This is a genomic window from Romboutsia hominis (assembly GCF_900002575.1).
In the GTDB taxonomy this organism is placed as follows: Bacteria; Bacillota; Clostridia; order Peptostreptococcales; family Peptostreptococcaceae; genus Romboutsia_C; species Romboutsia_C hominis.
Map to the genome: position 1 here is coordinate 38585 of NZ_LN650648.1, position 17540 is coordinate 56124.

A 17540-nucleotide genomic window follows, 5' to 3' on the forward strand; every position below is an offset into this window, starting at 1 on the left:
TTAAAATAATTATAGTTGTTGTTAAATATAGTCAAAAAATTATGCCTAATACTAATAAGAATTAGGCATAATTTCCTTAAAATTAAATAAAAAGGCAGATTCATGAACATAATATTTATGAATTAGATAGTACATATTTATAAGATAACTAACAATTGAAATAAATTAAGAGGAGTGGTATTATGGGTAAGATAAGTATTGTAGGACTTGGCCCTGGAGATTATTCTTTAATTAGTCAGGGAGCATTAGAAGCCTTACAGTCAGCTCAAAAGATATTCTTACGAACAGAGAAACATCCAACAGTGGACAAGCTAAAAGAATCTATAAAATATACTTCTCTAGATTATTTTTATGAAAAAGAAGAAAACTTTGAAGACGTATATACAAAGATTTCAGAATTTATAATAGAAACATCTAAAGAAGGGGACTTAGTATATGCTGTCCCAGGGCATCCAAGAGTTGCAGAAAAGTCTGTAGGTATAATAGAATCTATGGCAAGAGAAAAGGGCATAGAAGTAGAAACAATTGCATCTATGAGTTTTGTAGACGCTATGTTTAACTACTTAGCAGTTGACCCTGCAGATGGATTTAAGTTGATAGATGCATTTGAGATACAAAATTCCTATATAGATACAAATACTGCAATGATAATAACTCAAATATATGATAGCTTTATAGCTTCAAATATTAAGTTACAATTAATGGAGTATTATGATTATGATCAAGAAGTATGTATAGTAAGTGGTGCAGGTGTCAAAAATCTAGAAAGTAAGAAATATGTACCTTTATTCGAGCTAGATAGAATGGAAAATAAATTCGATTATTTAACGAGTTTATATATACCAAAAAGCTCTAAAAAAGTGTATAATACAGTAAATGACTTATATCAAATAATGGAAACTTTAAGAGGTCCAGGTGGTTGTGACTGGGATAAAAAGCAGACTCATGAATCATTAAAAAAATATGTCATAGAAGAAGCGTACGAGCTTTGTCAAGCTATAGATAACGATGATATAGATGAAATGATAGAAGAGCTAGGAGATATCCTTTTACAAGTTATATTCCACTGTCAAATAGGACAAGAAGAAGGATTATTTGATTTAAAAGAAGTTGTAGCTGGTATATGCGAAAAACTTATACATAGACATCCTCATGTTTTCAAAAATGAAGATATTGATATGAATACATTTGATAAAACATGGGAAGAGTTAAAAAAAGAAGAAAAAGGTGAAGACACCGTAACAGAAGGATTAAAAAGAATACCTAAATATTTACCTGCTCTTACAAAGGCTGAAAAAATACAATATAAAGCAGCTTTAGTAGGATTCGACTGGGATAATATTGATGATGTATTAAAAAAAGTTGAGGAAGAATATAAAGAATTACTTGACGAACACAAACAAGGAAATATAAAATACATAAAGGAAGAACTAGGAGATTTATTATTCTCAATAGTAAATTTATCCAGATTTTTAGGTATAAATCCAGAAGAAGCATTAAACCTTACAAGTCAAAAATTTATAAATAGATTTGAATTTGTTGAGGAAGGCTCAAGAAAATTAAACAAAAAATTAGAAGATATGAGCCTTGAAGAAATGGACAATCTTTGGAATGAAGCAAAAGCTAATAAGTTATAATTTTTAGCTAAAAACTAGAATTTAAAAATAAGAATTCTATTATTATATAAATTTTTTAGGAGGTAAGTATCGTGAATAAAGCTGAATTAGTTGCAAAAATGGCAGAAAAGAGTGAATTAACTAAGAAGGAAGCAGAAGCAGCATTAAACGCTTTTATGAAATCAGTAGAAGAAGCATTAGTAGGTGGAGAAAAAGTTCAATTAGTAGGATTTGGAACATTCGAAACTAGAGAGAGAGCTGCTAGACAAGGAAGAAACCCAAGAAACCCAGAAGAAGTTATAGAAATACCAGCTTCTAAAGCTCCAGTATTCAAGGCTGGAAAAGGTCTTAAAGATATAATAAATGGATAATTATTAAATTAAAAAGTGTGGAATTTTATACCACACTTTTTCTATATACTAATATAAATATAATTTTTTAAGGAAGTGAACTTAGATAATGAGATTAGATAAATTTTTAAAAGTGTCTAGAATAATAAAGAGAAGAACAGTAGCTAAAGAGGCTTGTGATAAGGGGATAGTTACTATAAATGGGAAAGTTGCAAAATCTTCATCAGAAGTAAATGTAGGGGATTTATTAGAAATAACTTTTGGAGAAAAAGTTATGAAGGTAAAGATAAATGAAATAAGAGAGCATGTATTAAAAAATGATGCAAAAGAAATGTATGAAATAGTAGAATAAAAATAGGATATCCTCAGTATATTTATAGTAGTATTAATTGAAAATTTACTGGGGGGGTACTATGGAACATAATATAACCTTAAAGGATAGGAGCAATTTAATTGTTTCTGGTGTAGAGCACATCTACTCCTTTAGCGATAAAAAGGTAGAAGTTAAAACAAGCGCAGGTGAAATGGTAATAGAAGGTGAAAACCTAGATATGAGTAAGCTGAGCATAGACGAGAAAGTTATAAATGTAGATGGAACCATAAATGCTATAATTTACTCCAAGGAAAGAAAAACACAAGAAAGCTTTTTTAAGAAGGTGTTTAAGTAGATGACTCCGTTTACTCAAGATGCTAGTTATTTTTTTGCAACTATTTACGGTGGGATAGTTGTAGGCGTATTATTTGATATTTATAGAGTTATAAAATCAAATTTTAAATTTATAAAATACTGCTCTTTAGTTTTTGATGCATTATTTTGGATTTTAACTACAATAACAGTTTTTATAACCGTAAATGCAATAGAATCTTTTGAACTGAGATATTATCATTTTTTAGCCTTATTTATTGGTTTTATTTTATATTACAACACCATAAGCAAATTTGTTTTAGCAATAATGAATAAAGTATTATATATTTTAACAGCATTAATCAAAAATACCACAAAGTACATAGTCAGTATTTTGAAGAATTTGTATTACGTTATGATATACACACTACACTTTTTATTTGATATGATATTTTATATACCTAATATGATTGTACTTATAAATAGGGGAGTGAAGAGAAAAACATTAGGTAAGATAAAAATAAGAAAAAAGGTGTAGGTTAATATGAACTTAAGAAAAAAATTTTCGAGCCAGTTTATAGTATTAACATTATTTTTAGGTGTCATAATAGTAGGCATGATGAGTGGATTTATATTTCAACTAAAAAAGTATAAGGAATATAAAGAAGAAATTTATAGTCTCAATGAGCAAATAAAAGAGACTAGGCTAGAAATAAAAGAGGCTGAAAAAGCAAAGAGTAATAACGACCTAGAGACTATGGCTAGAGAACGCTTAAATATGGTTAAGCCAGGGGAAATCATATATATTGATATAAAAGAAGGTAACTAAGTTACCTTCTTTTTAGATGATAAATATTTAAGGTATGTGAATGCATGTAAATATGAGATAATTAACATATATAGTTAAAAAATTAGTTGTACCTTATTATTGAACAAAAAAGACAAAGGAGATATACCAATGAAGATAGGAGCAATTGATATTGGAACAAACTCAATGAGACTTTTAGTGGCTGATTATATAAATGGCAAGATAGAAAATAGAAAAAAATTTATAAATACTACACGAATAGGACAAGGTGTAGATAAAGAAGGATATATAAATAAAGAAGCGATAGATAGAAATATAAAAGCACTAGAAACATTCTCTGATATATGTAAAGAAGAAGGTTGTGAAAAAATATATGCAATGGGAACTTCTGCATTAAGAGACAGCAAGAATAAAAATGAATTTATAGACTTAGCCAAAGAAAAAACAGGCATAGATATAGAAATAATAAGTGGCGTAGAAGAGTCAAATTTAGGATTTAAGGGTGTGTTAGAAGGTCTAAATGAAAAAGATAATATATTAGTAATAGATATTGGTGGAGGATCAACAGAGTTTATAATTGGAAACCGAAAAGGAATAAGTTTTGCTAAAAGTGAAAATGTAGGAGCCTTAAGGATGACAGAAAAATTTTTAAAAAAAGATCCAATAGATAACAAAGAATTTGAAGATATGGAAGTTTTCATAGAAAATACATTAAAAGATACATTAGAGTATATAAAAAGTTGCAATATAAGTTATCTTGTAGGCATAGGCGGAACTATAACATCTTTATCAGCAATTAACCAGGAATTAGAAGTCTATTCTATGGAAAAAATACACAATAGTGAAATATGCAAAAAAGATATAGATATAGTTCTACAAAGTTTAAAGAATATGACACTAAATGATAAAAAAAGATTAAAAGGATTACAGCCTAAAAGAGCAGATATTATAACTGCTGGTGTAAAAATACTAGATAAAATAATGGAAAAACTAGAAAGTCAAAAAATAATTGTAAGTGAATACGATAATTTGGAAGGATTAATCTGTCAAAAATCAAAAAATATGTCTTAATGTTTTTATTATAGAGAACTCATTATGACAAAAACATTACCCCCCTCTTTGTTACAATCTCATTATAAACAAAAGAGGGGGATTTTTTTATGGAGAAGAGTTCAGTAAAATTAAAAGATAAAACTATTAAAATTAATTATAGAAAATTTAATAGATATATGGAATTAAACACAATTGTATTTATATTAATGGCATTTTTGCTAAGTAGGACTATTTTGATGGATACTATAGCACCTCTGGGATTAGCATTTTTCATATATGTATCTAAGATAGAAAAATATAGACTTCCTGCTTTTATGGCAACGTTGTTGGGAATAATTTTATCCGGAAACACTATGCCTTATATTTTGAAGTATATCCTATGCTTAATTATATATATGTCAATAAACAAGAAAATTAAAGGTGTTAATTCAACCTGGAAGATAGCTCTTTTGGGAACTTTTATTATATTACCTATATCTATTGGACAAGCTCTTTTATCTAATAGATATGTATATGATATTTTTATAGCAATTATGGAATCATCTATAGTATTTATCGGAATATATATATTTTCTTATGGTATTGATTTGCTGAGTAATTCTAATAAGAAAATAACTATGAATGTAGAAGAAATTATATCTTTAAGTATAATAGTTACTTTAAGTATTATGGGAATAGGAGATATGTATATCTTAGGGGTGTCTTTAAAAACAGTCTTGTCTACAATACTTATTCTTATGGCATCTATTATTGGAGGTGCAGCTATGGGAGCTACTTCTGGGGTTATAGTTGGAATAGCATTTATGATAAGTGATATAACTAGTGCTATATATATGGGAGTGTTCTCTGTATCGGGACTAATAAGTGGGGCTTTTAACAAATTAAACAAATATATTTGTATAATAGGGTATATATTATCTTGGTTTATGATATATGGCTATAGTCTAGGTGTTGGATTGGATATTCAACAAATGAGGGATATGTTAATAGGGTGCTTAATAGTATTATTATTACCAAAGAAAGCTTTTGATAGAATAGAAAATAGGATAAGAGTTAATGTGAACTCTAATGAAGTAGTTAATGACTATATAGATAGAATGAAAAGCTTAACTAATAATAGACTATTGAATATGAGCAAAGCTTATGATAGTATAGCAGATACTTTTGATAAGATTAGAGAAAAAGAAAAAGTTGTAGATCAAAAGGATATAGCAAGTATAATAGATATGATTTATATTGATCAGTGTAAAAACTGTGGAATGAAAAGAAGATGCTGGGACTTAAAATTTAATTATACATATACTCTTATGAATGAGATATTACAAAGCATAGAGGAAGAAGGAGAGCTTAAAATAGACAGCGTACCAGAAGATTTTGTAAAAGAGTGTATAACTCCAGAGGGAGTAATTAAAACAATAAATAATTATTATAAATTATTTTTAGTAGATTATAACTGGACAGTAAGATTTTCAGAAAGTAGAAAATTAATAGCAAACCAAATAAGAAGTATATCAAAATCTATGAAGTCTATATCCTATGATTTAGAAAATAATATTGTGCTAGACTTAGAGAAAGAAAATGATTTAAAAGATGAATTAGAAAGAAACTGCATTTCAGTAAACAAGATAAATTATATAACAAAGAGTGATGATGACTTTGAAATAGTAATAAATAAAGATAACTGCATAGATGGATGTCTATGCGATAAAAAGCTAACAAATATTATATCTGATTATATGGGAACTAGTGTATCTGCTCAAAAGGTTGGATGTAGATCTTTAGGTCAAGAATGTAAAATAACTTTTAGTAGAAGTCAAAAATATAAAGCTATAACTGAAGTGATATCAATGTCAAAAGATGGACATATATTGTGTGGGGATAATTATACACATATGGAGATAAGAGATAGTAAATATATGATGGCCATAAGCGATGGAATGGGTAAAGGTCGAAAAGCATATGAAGAATCATCTATAACTATAGATATATTAGAAAAAATGATGGATGCGAAAATTGAAGATGAAATAGTTATCAACACAATTAATAACATGTTATTATTAAAATCGTCAGATGAGATGTTCTCTACATTAGATTTAGGAATAGTTGATTTAAAAAGAGGAATACTAGAAACTATAAAGATGGGGGCATGCCCTACATATATAATGAGAGATAATAAAGATATAGATTTAATATCCTCATCATCATTACCAGTGGGGATTTTATGTGATATAAACTTAGATAGAAAGACAACAAAGGTTAAAGATGGTGATTATATAATTATGGTATCTGATGGAATATTAGATGCTGGTAAGAATAACAATATGGGTGATAACTGGTTAATATACTTCATAAAAGATATGCAAACTACCAATCCAAAAGAGATAGCTAATTTAATACTAGACAAATCTCTTGAAATGCAAGGTGAAACTATAGAGGATGATATGACAGTATTAGTTACTAAGATATATAAAAATTAACTTATCAACATATTGTTAATAATATGTTATTAAAATGTGGATAAGTTTAGAGTTGAGTAATATTAGCCTATATATATTGAAAACACAAAGTTCGACAAAGTAAAACAATAAATAAAAAAATATTTTTTTGATGCAATGAAATTGTATACAAATAAACTAAAAGTATTTATTAACAATATAAGTGAATAACCTACAAAAACTTGTTGATAAGTATTAAATAATTGTTAATAAGTATGTTAAAAGTCAAAATTAAAAAAATTCCAATAGAATAAGAATATTGGAAAAACTAAATATTTGTCGTAATATAGATTGTTAATATGTTGATAAGTATGTGGATAAAGTGTTTATGTATAAATATTTAAAATGGTAATAGTTGAATAATAAGGAACAAAAAAGCCATCCTATAAGTAAGTAGATTTTATTGAAAGGATGGCTTTTTATGAGCAATAAAATATATTATAAAGCAATTATGATTTTGTCTATATCTGTTTTTTGTATAGGAGCTATGCCAGAAATATCTTATGGTAATGATTTTTTGCATAATAAAAGTATTATAGCAATAGACAATCAAGAAGAGACTAAACAAGAAAATAAGAAACATATTGACTATAATAAGATGTGTTGGAATCTACAAGCATTATATAAAAATGATGCTGAATGGGAAAAAGATTTAAAAAAATTTACAAAAGATATAAAGGAATTAAAAAATTATACAGGTAAAATTACCAAGTCTAAGACTCATTTGGATTTTGCACTAGAAATAAAAGAAAGATTAGATATAAAATTAAATAAGCTTGGAGGATATGTAAAATTAAAAAAGGATATAAGTAAAAATTCGTATAAATACTTAGCAATGGATGAAAAATTAGATAATGTATATAGAGACTATAGAATGGTATGTTCAGGTTTAGAATTAGAGGTTCTGAAATTATCAGATAAAGAATTTAAAGAAATCTCATCTAGTAAGAAAATAAAAAGTAAATATAATAGATATTTGTCAAGCATAAGAAGTTCTAAAGATTATTATCTAGATCAAACTTCAGAAAACATACTTGCAGATGTATCGAAAATAACATCATTACCAGGATATATATATGAACTCTTTAGAAATATGGATAAAAAAACAAATTTAAATCCATCTGAGTATAGTCAAGCTTTAGAATCTTTTGATAGAAATGAAAGAAAATCAGCTTACCAAAATGAATTTGTATCTTATAATGACAATATAAATACTTTAGCAGGGCTATTAGTAGGACAAGTAAATAAGAATATATTTTATTCCACTCAAAGAGGATATGAGTCTTCTTTAGATATGTACTTAAAAAGTGATGGGGTAAACACCAAAGTATATGATAGATTAATCGAAACTGTGAGTGATAATACATCTAGCTTGCATAAATATATATCCTTAAGAAAAAAGGCTCTTAATTTAGATAAAGTATATTATTATGATATGTTTGTTCCGATAGTAGATAGTGTTGATAATAGTATAGGATATGAAAAAGCACAAGGAATTATATATTCAGCATTAGCACCTTTAGGTAAAGAATATAGTGATATAGTATATAAAGCTTTTAATGAAAGATGGATTGATGTATATTCGAAAGATGAAAAAGTAAGTGGTGCATATTGTTTATCTGTTTATGATGCTCATCCATATATATTATTAAATTATGGAAGCAATTTAAGTTCAGTATCTACATTAGCTCATGAACTTGGGCATGGAGTATACTCTTATATGAGTGCCAAAAATCAAAATTATTATAATTCAAATCCATCTATATTCACTCATGAGGTAGCATCAACAACTAATGAAGCTTTATTGTATGAAGTGTTAATAAAGAATGCTACAAATGATAAAGAAAAGGCATATTATATAACTCAATACTTAGACTTAATAAAAGATACAGTATTTATTCAGACTATGTATGCTGAGTTTGAAAAAATTATACATGAGATGATGGAAAATGGAGAAGTTTTAAATACACTAGTATTAGATGATACTTGGGGAAAATTACTTCAAAAATATTATGGTAAAGATTATGAATTAGATCAATTAGCAAAAGTAGGATGGTCTAGAATACCGCACTTCTATAATAGTTTTTATGTATATAAGTATGCTACAGGATGTAGTGCAGGTGTTGCATTTGCACAAGATATCTTAAAAAATGGTTCAGATAATTATATTAGTTTTCTAAAAAAAGGAAGTTCAGATTCCCCTACAAATCTTCTGAAAAAAGCAGGAGTAGATTTAACGAGTACACAACCTATAGAAAATACAATAAATAAATTTGATGAATTAGTTAAAGAGTTAGAAACGATTATAGTTAAATAATATAGGTTATTAGTAATATAACTATATAAAAAGTCCTATTTTTGCTAAGTAGGACTTTTTATATAGGATTGATTATTAATGGAAGGAAAGTCATATATAAGAATATAAAATGATTTTTTAAGCTATCAAAAGCATATTTAATATGATTAATACAATATGGATATAATTGAAGCAAAAAAGTAATTTTAAAAGATACTTATAAATATGGTATAATAGCAGCTAAGTATATAGAAGAGAGATTTTAAAGAATAATTTGTGGAGTACATTAACTCAATTATAGAGAGTATAATAAATAATTTATTTGAGGTGGAATAAATGGCAAAAAATCAAAAGAAAAAAAATAAAATTATAGCAATATCAGTAGTAGTAGTACTTGTTGCTACTAGCATGACGACACTATTTGGATTATTAGCAGCTATGATGTAAGAAACTAACCCTTTGGTTAGTTTTTTATTTTAAAGAAATTAAATTAGGTTCTATATAAAATATTAATTTATAAGATTTGTATTAGACATTAAAAAAATATATCTTTATATTAATTTATCATCTAATAAATTAAGTAAAATTTATTTAAAATATAACATACTAGTATGTGTAGGGTTATTATAATACACTAAATAATAAAAAGTGATACACATGTTTACTAATTAACAAATATAATATATAATTTTTCTTAGTAAAACTAACTAAGGAGATGGAGTATATTATGGATAGAAATTTAGCGCTAGAACTTGTTAGGGTAACGGAATCAGCTGCATTAGTATCTTCTAAATTCATGGGTAAAGGAGATAAAAATGGAGCAGATGGAGCAGCAGTAGAGGCTATGAGGAGAGCTTTTGAATCAATAAAAATAGATGGTGAAGTTGTTATAGGTGAAGGTGAACTAGACGAAGCACCAATGCTTTATATTGGGGAAAAAGTTGGTATGAGAACGAAGGGGAGTATGGAAGTTGATATAGCAGTAGATCCACTAGATGGGACTACATTAATAGCTAAAGGACTTCCAAATGCTATATCAGTAATAGCCATGGGAGCTAAGGGAAGTTTATTAAATGCACCAGATACTTATATGAAAAAAATAATAGTAGGGCCAAAGGCAAAAGGAAGTATAGATTTAAATAAATCTCATGAAGAAAATATAAAAAATGTTGCTAAAGCTTTAGGTAAAAAAACAACTCAAATGACTATAATAGTTCAAGATAGAGAAAGACATAATGATATAATAGAAGCTGCAAGAAAACTAGGGGCTAGAATAAAAATGTTTGGAGATGGAGATGTAGCAGCTGCTATAGCTACTTGCTTCGAAGAAACAGGAATAGATATGCTTATGGGAATAGGTGGAGGACCAGAAGGTGTAATAACTGCTGCTGCCATAAAATGTATGGGAGGAGATATGGAAGGCCAAATATATCCTTTAAGTGAACAAGAGAGAGAAAGATGTCATGAAATGGGATTTTCTGATGAGGACTTACAAAAAGTTTTAACTATTGATGACTTAGCAAAAGGAGATGAATTATTCTTTGCTGCTACAGGAATTACAGAAGGTGATTTATTAAAGGGAGTAATACAAATAGGGAACAATAGGGCTAAGACACAATCTGTAGTTATGAGAGCAAAAACTGGGACTATAAGGTTTGTTGATGCAATACATAATTTAGATAAAAATGATATATTAGTAGATTTAATGAAAAAATATAATATGGAATAGAAGTATAATAAATATAGGTTTATTGTCTGAATAAGCCTATATTTTTTTATCGAGGAAATATAAATATACATAAATAGTTTAAAGTTTTTAAAAATAGTATAATATATAGTATATAGAATAATTATTATATATAGCTATGTTTGTATGTTGACCAGTATAGAAGATAAGTGATATTATAAAAATTAATTATAAGTAAATCTTTTCTTTTTCACACCTTTAAATCCCATAGATTAAATGGAAGATATAATAAAGAGATATAGATGAGGAGGATTCTTTTGAATATAGATAACATAAAAGTATCTGAATTAGACGATAAGACTCTACTTCAGTTAAAAGAGATAGCAAAAGAAATAGGCATAAAGTCTATAAGCAAGTATAAAAAGAATGAATTAATAGATATAATAAAAGAAAGTTTAGAAAAAGACAGTGTAGAGAAAGAACAGAAAGTTAAACAAATAGAAGTTAAAGAAGAGAGAAATAGTCAACAAAGAAACGAAGAAAATAGAAATAATCGTAATACAGAAAACAGAAATCATAGAAATAATACGGAAAATAATCATAGAAATCATATAGAAAATAACAATACTAGAAATAATAAAGGATACTATACTCAAAAGGTAGTAGATGAATCTAAAATAATAGATGAATTTAATACATCAAAAGATGATGAGGTAGTAGGAGTTCTTGAAATACTTCCAGATGGGTTTGGATTCTTAAGAGGGTCAAATTACCTATCTACAGAAGGAGATGTTTATGTATCGCCTTCTCAAATAAGAAGATTTAATATGAAAACTGGAGATAAGATAAAAGGAATAACTAGACACCCTAAAACAGGAGAAAAGTTCAGGGCTCTTTTATATGTTCAAAAAATAAATGACGAGAAGCCTGAAACAGCGATACAAAGAAAGGCCTTTGAATTATTAACTCCAATATACCCAGAAGAAAGACTTACATTAGAAAGACATCAACATGATATAGCTACCAGATTAATAGATTTAATATCTCCGATAGGAAAGGGTCAAAGAGGATTAATAGTTGCACCTCCTAAAGCAGGTAAGACAAGCTTATTAAAAAATGTAGCAAATAGTATAGCTAAAAATCATCCTAATGTAGAACTTATAGTACTTCTTATAGATGAAAGACCAGAAGAAGTTACTGATATGAGAGAATCTATTAATGGAGATGTTATATACTCAACATTTGACCAAGTATCTAGCCACCATGTTAAAGTCGCTGAAATGGTATTAAATAGAGCACAAAGACTAGTTGAACATGGAAAGGATGTAGTTATATTATTAGATAGTATAACTAGACTTGCGAGAGCTTATAATTTAACAATATCTCCAACAGGAAGAACTTTATCTGGAGGACTTGATCCAGGAGCATTACATGGGCCTAAGAAATTCTTTGGTGCAGCTAGAAATATAAGACAAGGTGGTTCGTTAACTATACTTGCGACTGCTTTAGTAGAAACAGGTTCTAGAATGGATGATGTAATATTTGAAGAATTCAAAGGAACTGGAAATATGGAGCTTAACTTAGACAGAAAGTTAGCTGAAAAGAGAATATTCCCAGCTGTAGATATATACAAGTCAGGAACAAGAAGAGAAGATCTATTACTTACAGAAGAAGAGAAGTCAGCTTTATATAAATTAAGAAGAGAAATGAGTAATAATTCTGTATTAGAGGTTACAGATAAAGTTATAGAATTATTAAAAAGAACAAAGAATAATGAAGAGTTTATCAAATCGATAAAAGGAATTTAATCTAAAGAAAAACTGCTTGTACCAATAAAAAACTTATGTTATAATGGTGTAGTTGATAATGCAAAACGAAAAAATTAATATAGTTAATTTATAAAATTTGAGAAGAGGTGAATATGATGCAAAAAGATATACAACCAAAATACGAAGCTGTAGAAGTACGTTGTGCTTGTGGGAACACTTTCAAAGCTGGTTCTGTTAAGGACGAGATAAAAATAGAAATATGTTCTGAGTGCCATCCTTTCTATACTGGAAAGCAAAAGAATATAGAAGCAGGTGGAAGAATAGACAAGTTCAAGAAGAGATTCAAAATGGACTAATCTTTACAAAAATGGAGTTGGGCAGCCAACTCCTATTTTAATGTAATCTAACAATCATAGGGGGTACGAAATATGTATAGACCTGTAAATCACGGGTATATAGAGGTTGTCATAGGACCTATGTACAGTGGTAAAAGTGAAGAGCTTATAAGAAGATTGAGAAGAGCTAAAATAGCAAAACAAAATGTAGTAGTATTTAAGCCTCAAATAGATAATAGATATAGTAAAGAGGATGTTGTTTCACATAATGGAGACAGTATAAATGCAATACCTATAAGTAATGCAAGAGAGATATATAATCATATAGATAATAAGACTCAGGTGGTAGGAATTGATGAAGTTCAGTTCTTTGATGAAGAAATAGTTGAAATAGCTATGAACTTAGCAGATAAAGGTATAAGAGTTATTGCTGCTGGTCTTGATATGGACTTTAAAGGAGAGCCTTTTGGACCAACACCAAAGTTATTAGCTGTTGCAGAATTTGTTGATAAGATACAAGCTATATGTTCAGTATGTGGACAGCCAGCTAATAGATCTCAAAGATTAATAAATGGAGAACCTGCAAGATATGATGACCCTATAATACAAGTAGGGGCTGTTGAAACTTATGAAGCTAGATGCAGAAAATGTCATGTGGTTTATAAAGATAAAAAATAATTGAAAGTAAAGGGAGTTTCTTAAAATGATGTTAATCACCAAGGAATGCTCCCTTTTATAATATAAAAAGTCTATTTTAATACATACTCTTATATTATAATAAAGAAATAAGTAAAGTATAAAATAAAGAGGTGAATTAATGAAGAAGCAATCTGTAGGTGGTCAGGCTGTAATCGAAGGGGTTATGATGCAGTCTAAAGAAAAAAGAGCCGTTGCAGTGAGGAAAAGCAATGGGGAGATTGTTGTAAAGAAAAATAGAGTAAAAAGTTGGATAAAAGATAAGAATATAGATAAAATACCATTTTTAAGAGGTTCATTTGTATTAATCGAGACAATGGTAGAAGGTATTAAAAGTTTAAACTTCTCATCAGAATTTTTTTTAGATGAAGAAGAAGAGGATGCTTTTGACAGGTTTTTCAAGAGTATATTTAAAGATAAAGCTAATGATGTGATGATAGGTTTGACTATGATAATATCTATTATTTTATCAATAGGATTATTTGTACTAATTCCTACTGTAGTAGGAGGTTTGTTTTCAAAATATATACAAAGCGATTTCGTATTAAACCTAATAGAAGGCTTTGCTAGAATAGCTATTTTATTTATATACATAGTAGGAATATCTAAGAGTAAAGATATAGAAAGGGTATTTCAATATCATGGTGCCGAGCATAAATCTATATACTGCTATGAAAGTGGAGAAGAGCTTACAGTAGAAAATGCTAGAAAATTTACTAGACTACACCCGAGGTGTGGGACTAACTTTTTATTTATAGTTATGTTTACGTCTATTATACTATTCTCTTTCTTTGGATGGCCTAATCCCATATTAAGAGTGGTTATGAGAATAATATGTATTCCTGTGGTTGCTGGAATATCTTATGAAATAATAAGATTTCTTGGGAAATATAATAATAGTCTTACTAAAATTGTCGCATATCCAGGAATGTTTTTACAAAACTTTACAACTAAAGAACCTGATGATGAGCAATTAGAAGTAGCACTAACAGCATTAAAAGCTGTAATAGAAGAAAAATAAAGGTGATAATATGACAATAAGAGACATACTTATAAAGTATATGGAGGAATTAAAAGAAATAAGTGACACTCCAAGATTAGACACGGAAATTATTTTACAAAAAGTACTTGGAGATGTGGATAGAATTTATATCCATTTAAACTTAAATAAAGAATTAACTAAAGAACAATATAAAATGTTTTTAAGTTTAATATCAGAAAGGATAAATGGAAGACCGATAGCTTATATAGTAGGTAATAGAGAATTTATGGGACTTGATTTCTTTGTAAAAGAAGGTGTTTTAATACCTAGACCTGATACAGAACCTTTAGTGGAAGAAATTATTGAACTTTGTAAGGATAAAGAAGTTAATATAGTGGATATAGGAACAGGTTCAGGGGCTATAACTGTAAGTCTAGCTAAGTATATAGAAAAATCTAAAGTTGTATCTTTAGATATATCGGATATACCTTTAGAAGTGGGAAAAATAAATGCAATAAACAATGGTGTAGATGATAAGGTCGTATTTAAGAAATCAGATTTATTTTCAGCTATTGAAAATATAGAAACTAAATTTGATGTTATAGTTTCAAATCCACCATATATACCTAAAAGGGACATAGAAACACTTCATACGCAAGTTAAAGATTATGAGCCATACAATGCCTTAGAAGGTGGAGAAGATGGACTTGATTTCTATAGAGATATAACCAAACAATCAGTAAGATATATTAAAGAAAATGGAATATTGGCATATGAAGTTGGGCATGATCAAGCAGAAGATGTAAAGCGAATTATGGAAGCTAATGGATACACAAATATATATACAAAGAAGGATATACAAGGTATTGATAGAGTTGTTATAGGCTATAAACTATGATATAATGAAAAATTGATATGTTACAATAAACGAGGTGAAAAAGGATGCTAAAAAAATTAGATGTATTAGAAGATAAATACAAAGATTTAACAGAAAAAATAAGTGATCCGGAAATAATAAATGATCAAAAAACTTGGCAAAAGTACATGAAAGAACATTCTGACTTAGAGCCAATAGTAATGAAGTATAGAGAATATAAAAATGTTTTAACTAGTATAGCTGATTCAAAGGAAATACTACAAGAAGAATCAGATGAAGAGTTAAGAGACCTAGCTAAGATGGAATTATCTGAGTTAGAAGAGCAAGTAGAACCTCTAGAAGCGGAATTAAAGATATTATTATTACCAAAGGACCCTAACGATGAAAAGAACGTAATCGTTGAGATAAGAGGAGGAGCTGGTGGAGATGAAGCAGCTCTATTCGCAGGGGACCTATTCAGAATGTATTCAAGATACGCTGAAAGAAGAAGATGGAAAATGGAATTATTAAGTGCAAGTGATACTGGTGTTGGTGGATATAAAGAGGTATCATTCTTAATAAAAGGTAAGGGAGCTTACTCAAGACTTAAATATGAGTCAGGAGTTCATAGAGTTCAAAGAATACCATCTACTGAATCAGGAGGAAGAATCCATACATCTACTGCAACAGTTGCAGTTTTACCAGAAGTTGAAACAGTAGAAGTAAACATAAACCCAAATGACTTAAGAATAGATGTTTTCCGTTCTTCAGGAAATGGTGGGCAAAGTGTTAACACTACTGACTCTGCGGTAAGAATAACTCACATACCTACAGGAGAGGTAGTATCTTGTCAGGATGGTAAATCACAGTTAAAAAATAAAGAACAAGCATTAAAAATACTAGTAGCAAGACTTAATGATAAAGCTATAGCTGAGCAAAACAAAGATATAGCAGCGGAAAGAAAGAGTCAGGTTGGTACTGGAGATAGATCTGAAAGAATAAGAACTTACAACTTCCCTCAAGGAAGAGTTAGTGATCATAGAATAAACTTAACATTATATAAGTTAGATTCATTCTTAGATGGAGATATAGATGAAATGATAGATGCTTTAATAACTGTAGATCAAACTGAGAAAATGGCATCACTATAATTTGATTAAATCTAATCCTTCTATTAATCCCTATTAATTTAGGGATTTTTATATAACATGAATAAATATGTTCCTTCTTTAAGTATACATTAGTATATAAAATTTAAAGGAGGAGCATATGATACTTAAAATAACATTAATAGGACTTTTAGCAGGTGTAATAGGAACTGGTATGGGTGGTGTTATATCCGCAGTTTTCAAGAAAAATGTGGACAAATATCTTAGTTTTTTTATGGGGATATCTGGAGGCATAATGTTAGCTGTAGTAGTTTTCGATTTGATGAATGAGTCAATGGAGGAAATGGGAATAGCATATACTTCCTTATTTGTATTAATTGGTGTACTTATCACCATGTATATAAAAAATAAGCTCGATATACCTAGTGACTTAAAATCTGGATATCTTGTTTTTATTAGTATATTACTTCACAATCTACCGGAGGGGTTAGCGATTGGATCGTCTTTTATATCGGAGGAATCCTTTGGTATAACTTTAGCAATAATAATTGGAATTCACAATATTCCAGAAGGATTAGCTATGGCACTTAGTTTAGTGGGGTCTAAAATTAAAATACCAAAAGTGATTGGATTTACACTGTTAGCAGGAGTTCCTATGGGTGTGGGTAGTTTTTTAGGTGGTTGTTTTGGGATAGTATTTAATTCTTTAATGGGTATTTTTCTTTCTTTAGCTGCAGGAACTATGATATATGTAGTTTTAGAAGAAATATTTCCAAAGTCAACGACATTACATTGTATAATTGGTTTTTTAGTAGGTACAATAATTGTAAAGTGTATTTAAGCTAAAAATGAAAGTAGGCATA

17 protein-coding genes are annotated in these 17540 nt (G+C 28.5%); all 17 read left to right on the forward strand.

What is annotated here, in order from left to right; genetic code table 11:
• Positions 1-182 precede the first annotated feature (182 nt).
• The 17 genes from yabN to FRIFI_RS00255 all read left to right on the forward strand — a co-directional run bounded on the left by yabN (position 183) and on the right by FRIFI_RS00255 (position 17518).
• Positions 183-1637, forward strand: coding sequence for a bifunctional methyltransferase/pyrophosphohydrolase YabN (gene yabN, locus FRIFI_RS00175; protein ID WP_092921444.1), 1455 nt, complete (start codon positions 183-185; stop codon positions 1635-1637).
• A gap of 71 nt (positions 1638-1708) precedes the next feature.
• On the forward strand, positions 1709-1987 hold the full coding sequence (locus FRIFI_RS00180) for an HU family DNA-binding protein (RefSeq protein ID WP_092921443.1): 279 nt from the start codon (positions 1709-1711) through the stop codon (positions 1985-1987).
• An 88-nt stretch (positions 1988-2075) separates the two neighbouring features.
• A complete protein-coding gene (locus tag FRIFI_RS00185; protein WP_092921441.1) occupies positions 2076-2318 on the forward strand; it encodes an RNA-binding S4 domain-containing protein in 243 nt (80 codons plus the stop codon).
• Between the two features lie 61 nt (positions 2319-2379).
• A complete protein-coding gene (locus FRIFI_RS00190) occupies positions 2380-2634 on the forward strand; it encodes a YabP/YqfC family sporulation protein (protein WP_092921439.1) in 255 nt (84 codons plus the stop codon).
• On the forward strand, positions 2635-3129 hold the full coding sequence (gene yabQ / locus FRIFI_RS00195; protein WP_092921437.1) for a spore cortex biosynthesis protein YabQ: 495 nt from the start codon (positions 2635-2637) through the stop codon (positions 3127-3129). It begins immediately after the preceding gene.
• Between the two features lie 6 nt (positions 3130-3135).
• Positions 3136-3420, forward strand: a complete 285-nt coding sequence (locus FRIFI_RS00200; RefSeq protein WP_166504668.1) for an FtsB family cell division protein — start codon at positions 3136-3138, stop codon at positions 3418-3420.
• A 129-nt stretch (positions 3421-3549) separates the two neighbouring features.
• Positions 3550-4470 carry a Ppx/GppA phosphatase family protein gene (locus tag FRIFI_RS00205; RefSeq protein ID WP_166504669.1) on the forward strand — a complete coding sequence of 307 codons (921 nt, stop codon included), beginning with the start codon at positions 3550-3552 and terminating at the stop codon, positions 4468-4470.
• An 89-nt stretch (positions 4471-4559) separates the two neighbouring features.
• Positions 4560-6929 carry a stage II sporulation protein E gene (gene spoIIE, locus FRIFI_RS00210; RefSeq protein ID WP_166504670.1) on the forward strand — a complete coding sequence of 790 codons (2370 nt, stop codon included), beginning with the start codon at positions 4560-4562 and terminating at the stop codon, positions 6927-6929.
• Positions 6930-7545: 616 nt separating this feature from the next.
• Positions 7546-9264 carry an oligoendopeptidase F gene (gene pepF / locus FRIFI_RS00215; RefSeq protein WP_416389771.1) on the forward strand — a complete coding sequence of 573 codons (1719 nt, stop codon included), beginning with the start codon at positions 7546-7548 and terminating at the stop codon, positions 9262-9264.
• A 706-nt stretch (positions 9265-9970) separates the two neighbouring features.
• A complete protein-coding gene (gene glpX / locus FRIFI_RS00220; RefSeq protein WP_092921429.1) occupies positions 9971-10972 on the forward strand; it encodes a class II fructose-bisphosphatase in 1002 nt (333 codons plus the stop codon).
• Positions 10973-11232: 260 nt separating this feature from the next.
• The gene (gene rho, locus FRIFI_RS00225) at positions 11233-12738 is read left to right on the forward strand and encodes a transcription termination factor Rho (protein WP_092921427.1); all 1506 of its coding nucleotides are present in this window, start codon (positions 11233-11235) and stop codon (positions 12736-12738) included.
• A gap of 116 nt (positions 12739-12854) precedes the next feature.
• Positions 12855-13055, forward strand: coding sequence for a 50S ribosomal protein L31 (gene rpmE / locus FRIFI_RS00230; RefSeq protein ID WP_092727659.1), 201 nt, complete (start codon positions 12855-12857; stop codon positions 13053-13055).
• A gap of 72 nt (positions 13056-13127) precedes the next feature.
• Positions 13128-13712: a thymidine kinase gene (locus FRIFI_RS00235; RefSeq protein ID WP_092921425.1), complete on the forward strand. Its 585-nt coding sequence runs from the start codon at positions 13128-13130 to the stop codon at positions 13710-13712.
• Between the two features lie 139 nt (positions 13713-13851).
• Entirely contained in the window at positions 13852-14751 is a 900-nt protein-coding gene (locus tag FRIFI_RS00240; protein ID WP_092921423.1) for a DUF1385 domain-containing protein, read from the forward strand.
• A gap of 10 nt (positions 14752-14761) precedes the next feature.
• Complete coding sequence (gene prmC / locus FRIFI_RS00245) at positions 14762-15610, forward strand: peptide chain release factor N(5)-glutamine methyltransferase (RefSeq protein WP_092921421.1); 849 nt, start codon at positions 14762-14764, stop codon at positions 15608-15610.
• Positions 15611-15654: 44 nt separating this feature from the next.
• Positions 15655-16719 carry a peptide chain release factor 1 gene (gene prfA / locus FRIFI_RS00250; protein WP_092921419.1) on the forward strand — a complete coding sequence of 355 codons (1065 nt, stop codon included), beginning with the start codon at positions 15655-15657 and terminating at the stop codon, positions 16717-16719.
• 118 nt (positions 16720-16837) lie between these two features.
• Positions 16838-17518: a ZIP family metal transporter gene (locus FRIFI_RS00255; protein WP_092921417.1), complete on the forward strand. Its 681-nt coding sequence runs from the start codon at positions 16838-16840 to the stop codon at positions 17516-17518.
• The last annotated feature ends 22 nt before the right edge of the window (positions 17519-17540 follow it).

What these genes read in the sequence shown, in the direction of transcription:
- yabN (WP_092921444.1), top strand. Translation starts at nt 183, where the DNA reads ATGGGTAAGATAAGTATTGTAGGACTTGGCCCTGGAGATTATTCTTTA.
- FRIFI_RS00185 (WP_092921441.1), top strand. Translation starts at nt 2,076, where the DNA reads ATGAGATTAGATAAATTTTTAAAAGTGTCTAGAATAATAAAGAGAAGA.
- FRIFI_RS00190 (WP_092921439.1), top strand. Translation starts at nt 2,380, where the DNA reads ATGGAACATAATATAACCTTAAAGGATAGGAGCAATTTAATTGTTTCT.
- yabQ (WP_092921437.1), top strand. Translation starts at nt 2,635, where the DNA reads ATGACTCCGTTTACTCAAGATGCTAGTTATTTTTTTGCAACTATTTAC.
- FRIFI_RS00200 (WP_166504668.1), top strand. Translation starts at nt 3,136, where the DNA reads ATGAACTTAAGAAAAAAATTTTCGAGCCAGTTTATAGTATTAACATTA.
- FRIFI_RS00205 (WP_166504669.1), top strand. Translation starts at nt 3,550, where the DNA reads ATGAAGATAGGAGCAATTGATATTGGAACAAACTCAATGAGACTTTTA.
- spoIIE (WP_166504670.1), top strand. Translation starts at nt 4,560, where the DNA reads ATGGAGAAGAGTTCAGTAAAATTAAAAGATAAAACTATTAAAATTAAT.
- pepF (WP_416389771.1), top strand. Translation starts at nt 7,546, where the DNA reads ATGTGTTGGAATCTACAAGCATTATATAAAAATGATGCTGAATGGGAA.
- glpX (WP_092921429.1), top strand. Translation starts at nt 9,971, where the DNA reads ATGGATAGAAATTTAGCGCTAGAACTTGTTAGGGTAACGGAATCAGCT.
- rho (WP_092921427.1), top strand. Translation starts at nt 11,233, where the DNA reads ATGAGGAGGATTCTTTTGAATATAGATAACATAAAAGTATCTGAATTA.
- rpmE (WP_092727659.1), top strand. Translation starts at nt 12,855, where the DNA reads ATGCAAAAAGATATACAACCAAAATACGAAGCTGTAGAAGTACGTTGT.
- FRIFI_RS00235 (WP_092921425.1), top strand. Translation starts at nt 13,128, where the DNA reads ATGTATAGACCTGTAAATCACGGGTATATAGAGGTTGTCATAGGACCT.
- FRIFI_RS00240 (WP_092921423.1), top strand. Translation starts at nt 13,852, where the DNA reads ATGAAGAAGCAATCTGTAGGTGGTCAGGCTGTAATCGAAGGGGTTATG.
- prmC (WP_092921421.1), top strand. Translation starts at nt 14,762, where the DNA reads ATGACAATAAGAGACATACTTATAAAGTATATGGAGGAATTAAAAGAA.
- prfA (WP_092921419.1), top strand. Translation starts at nt 15,655, where the DNA reads ATGCTAAAAAAATTAGATGTATTAGAAGATAAATACAAAGATTTAACA.
- FRIFI_RS00255 (WP_092921417.1), top strand. Translation starts at nt 16,838, where the DNA reads ATGATACTTAAAATAACATTAATAGGACTTTTAGCAGGTGTAATAGGA.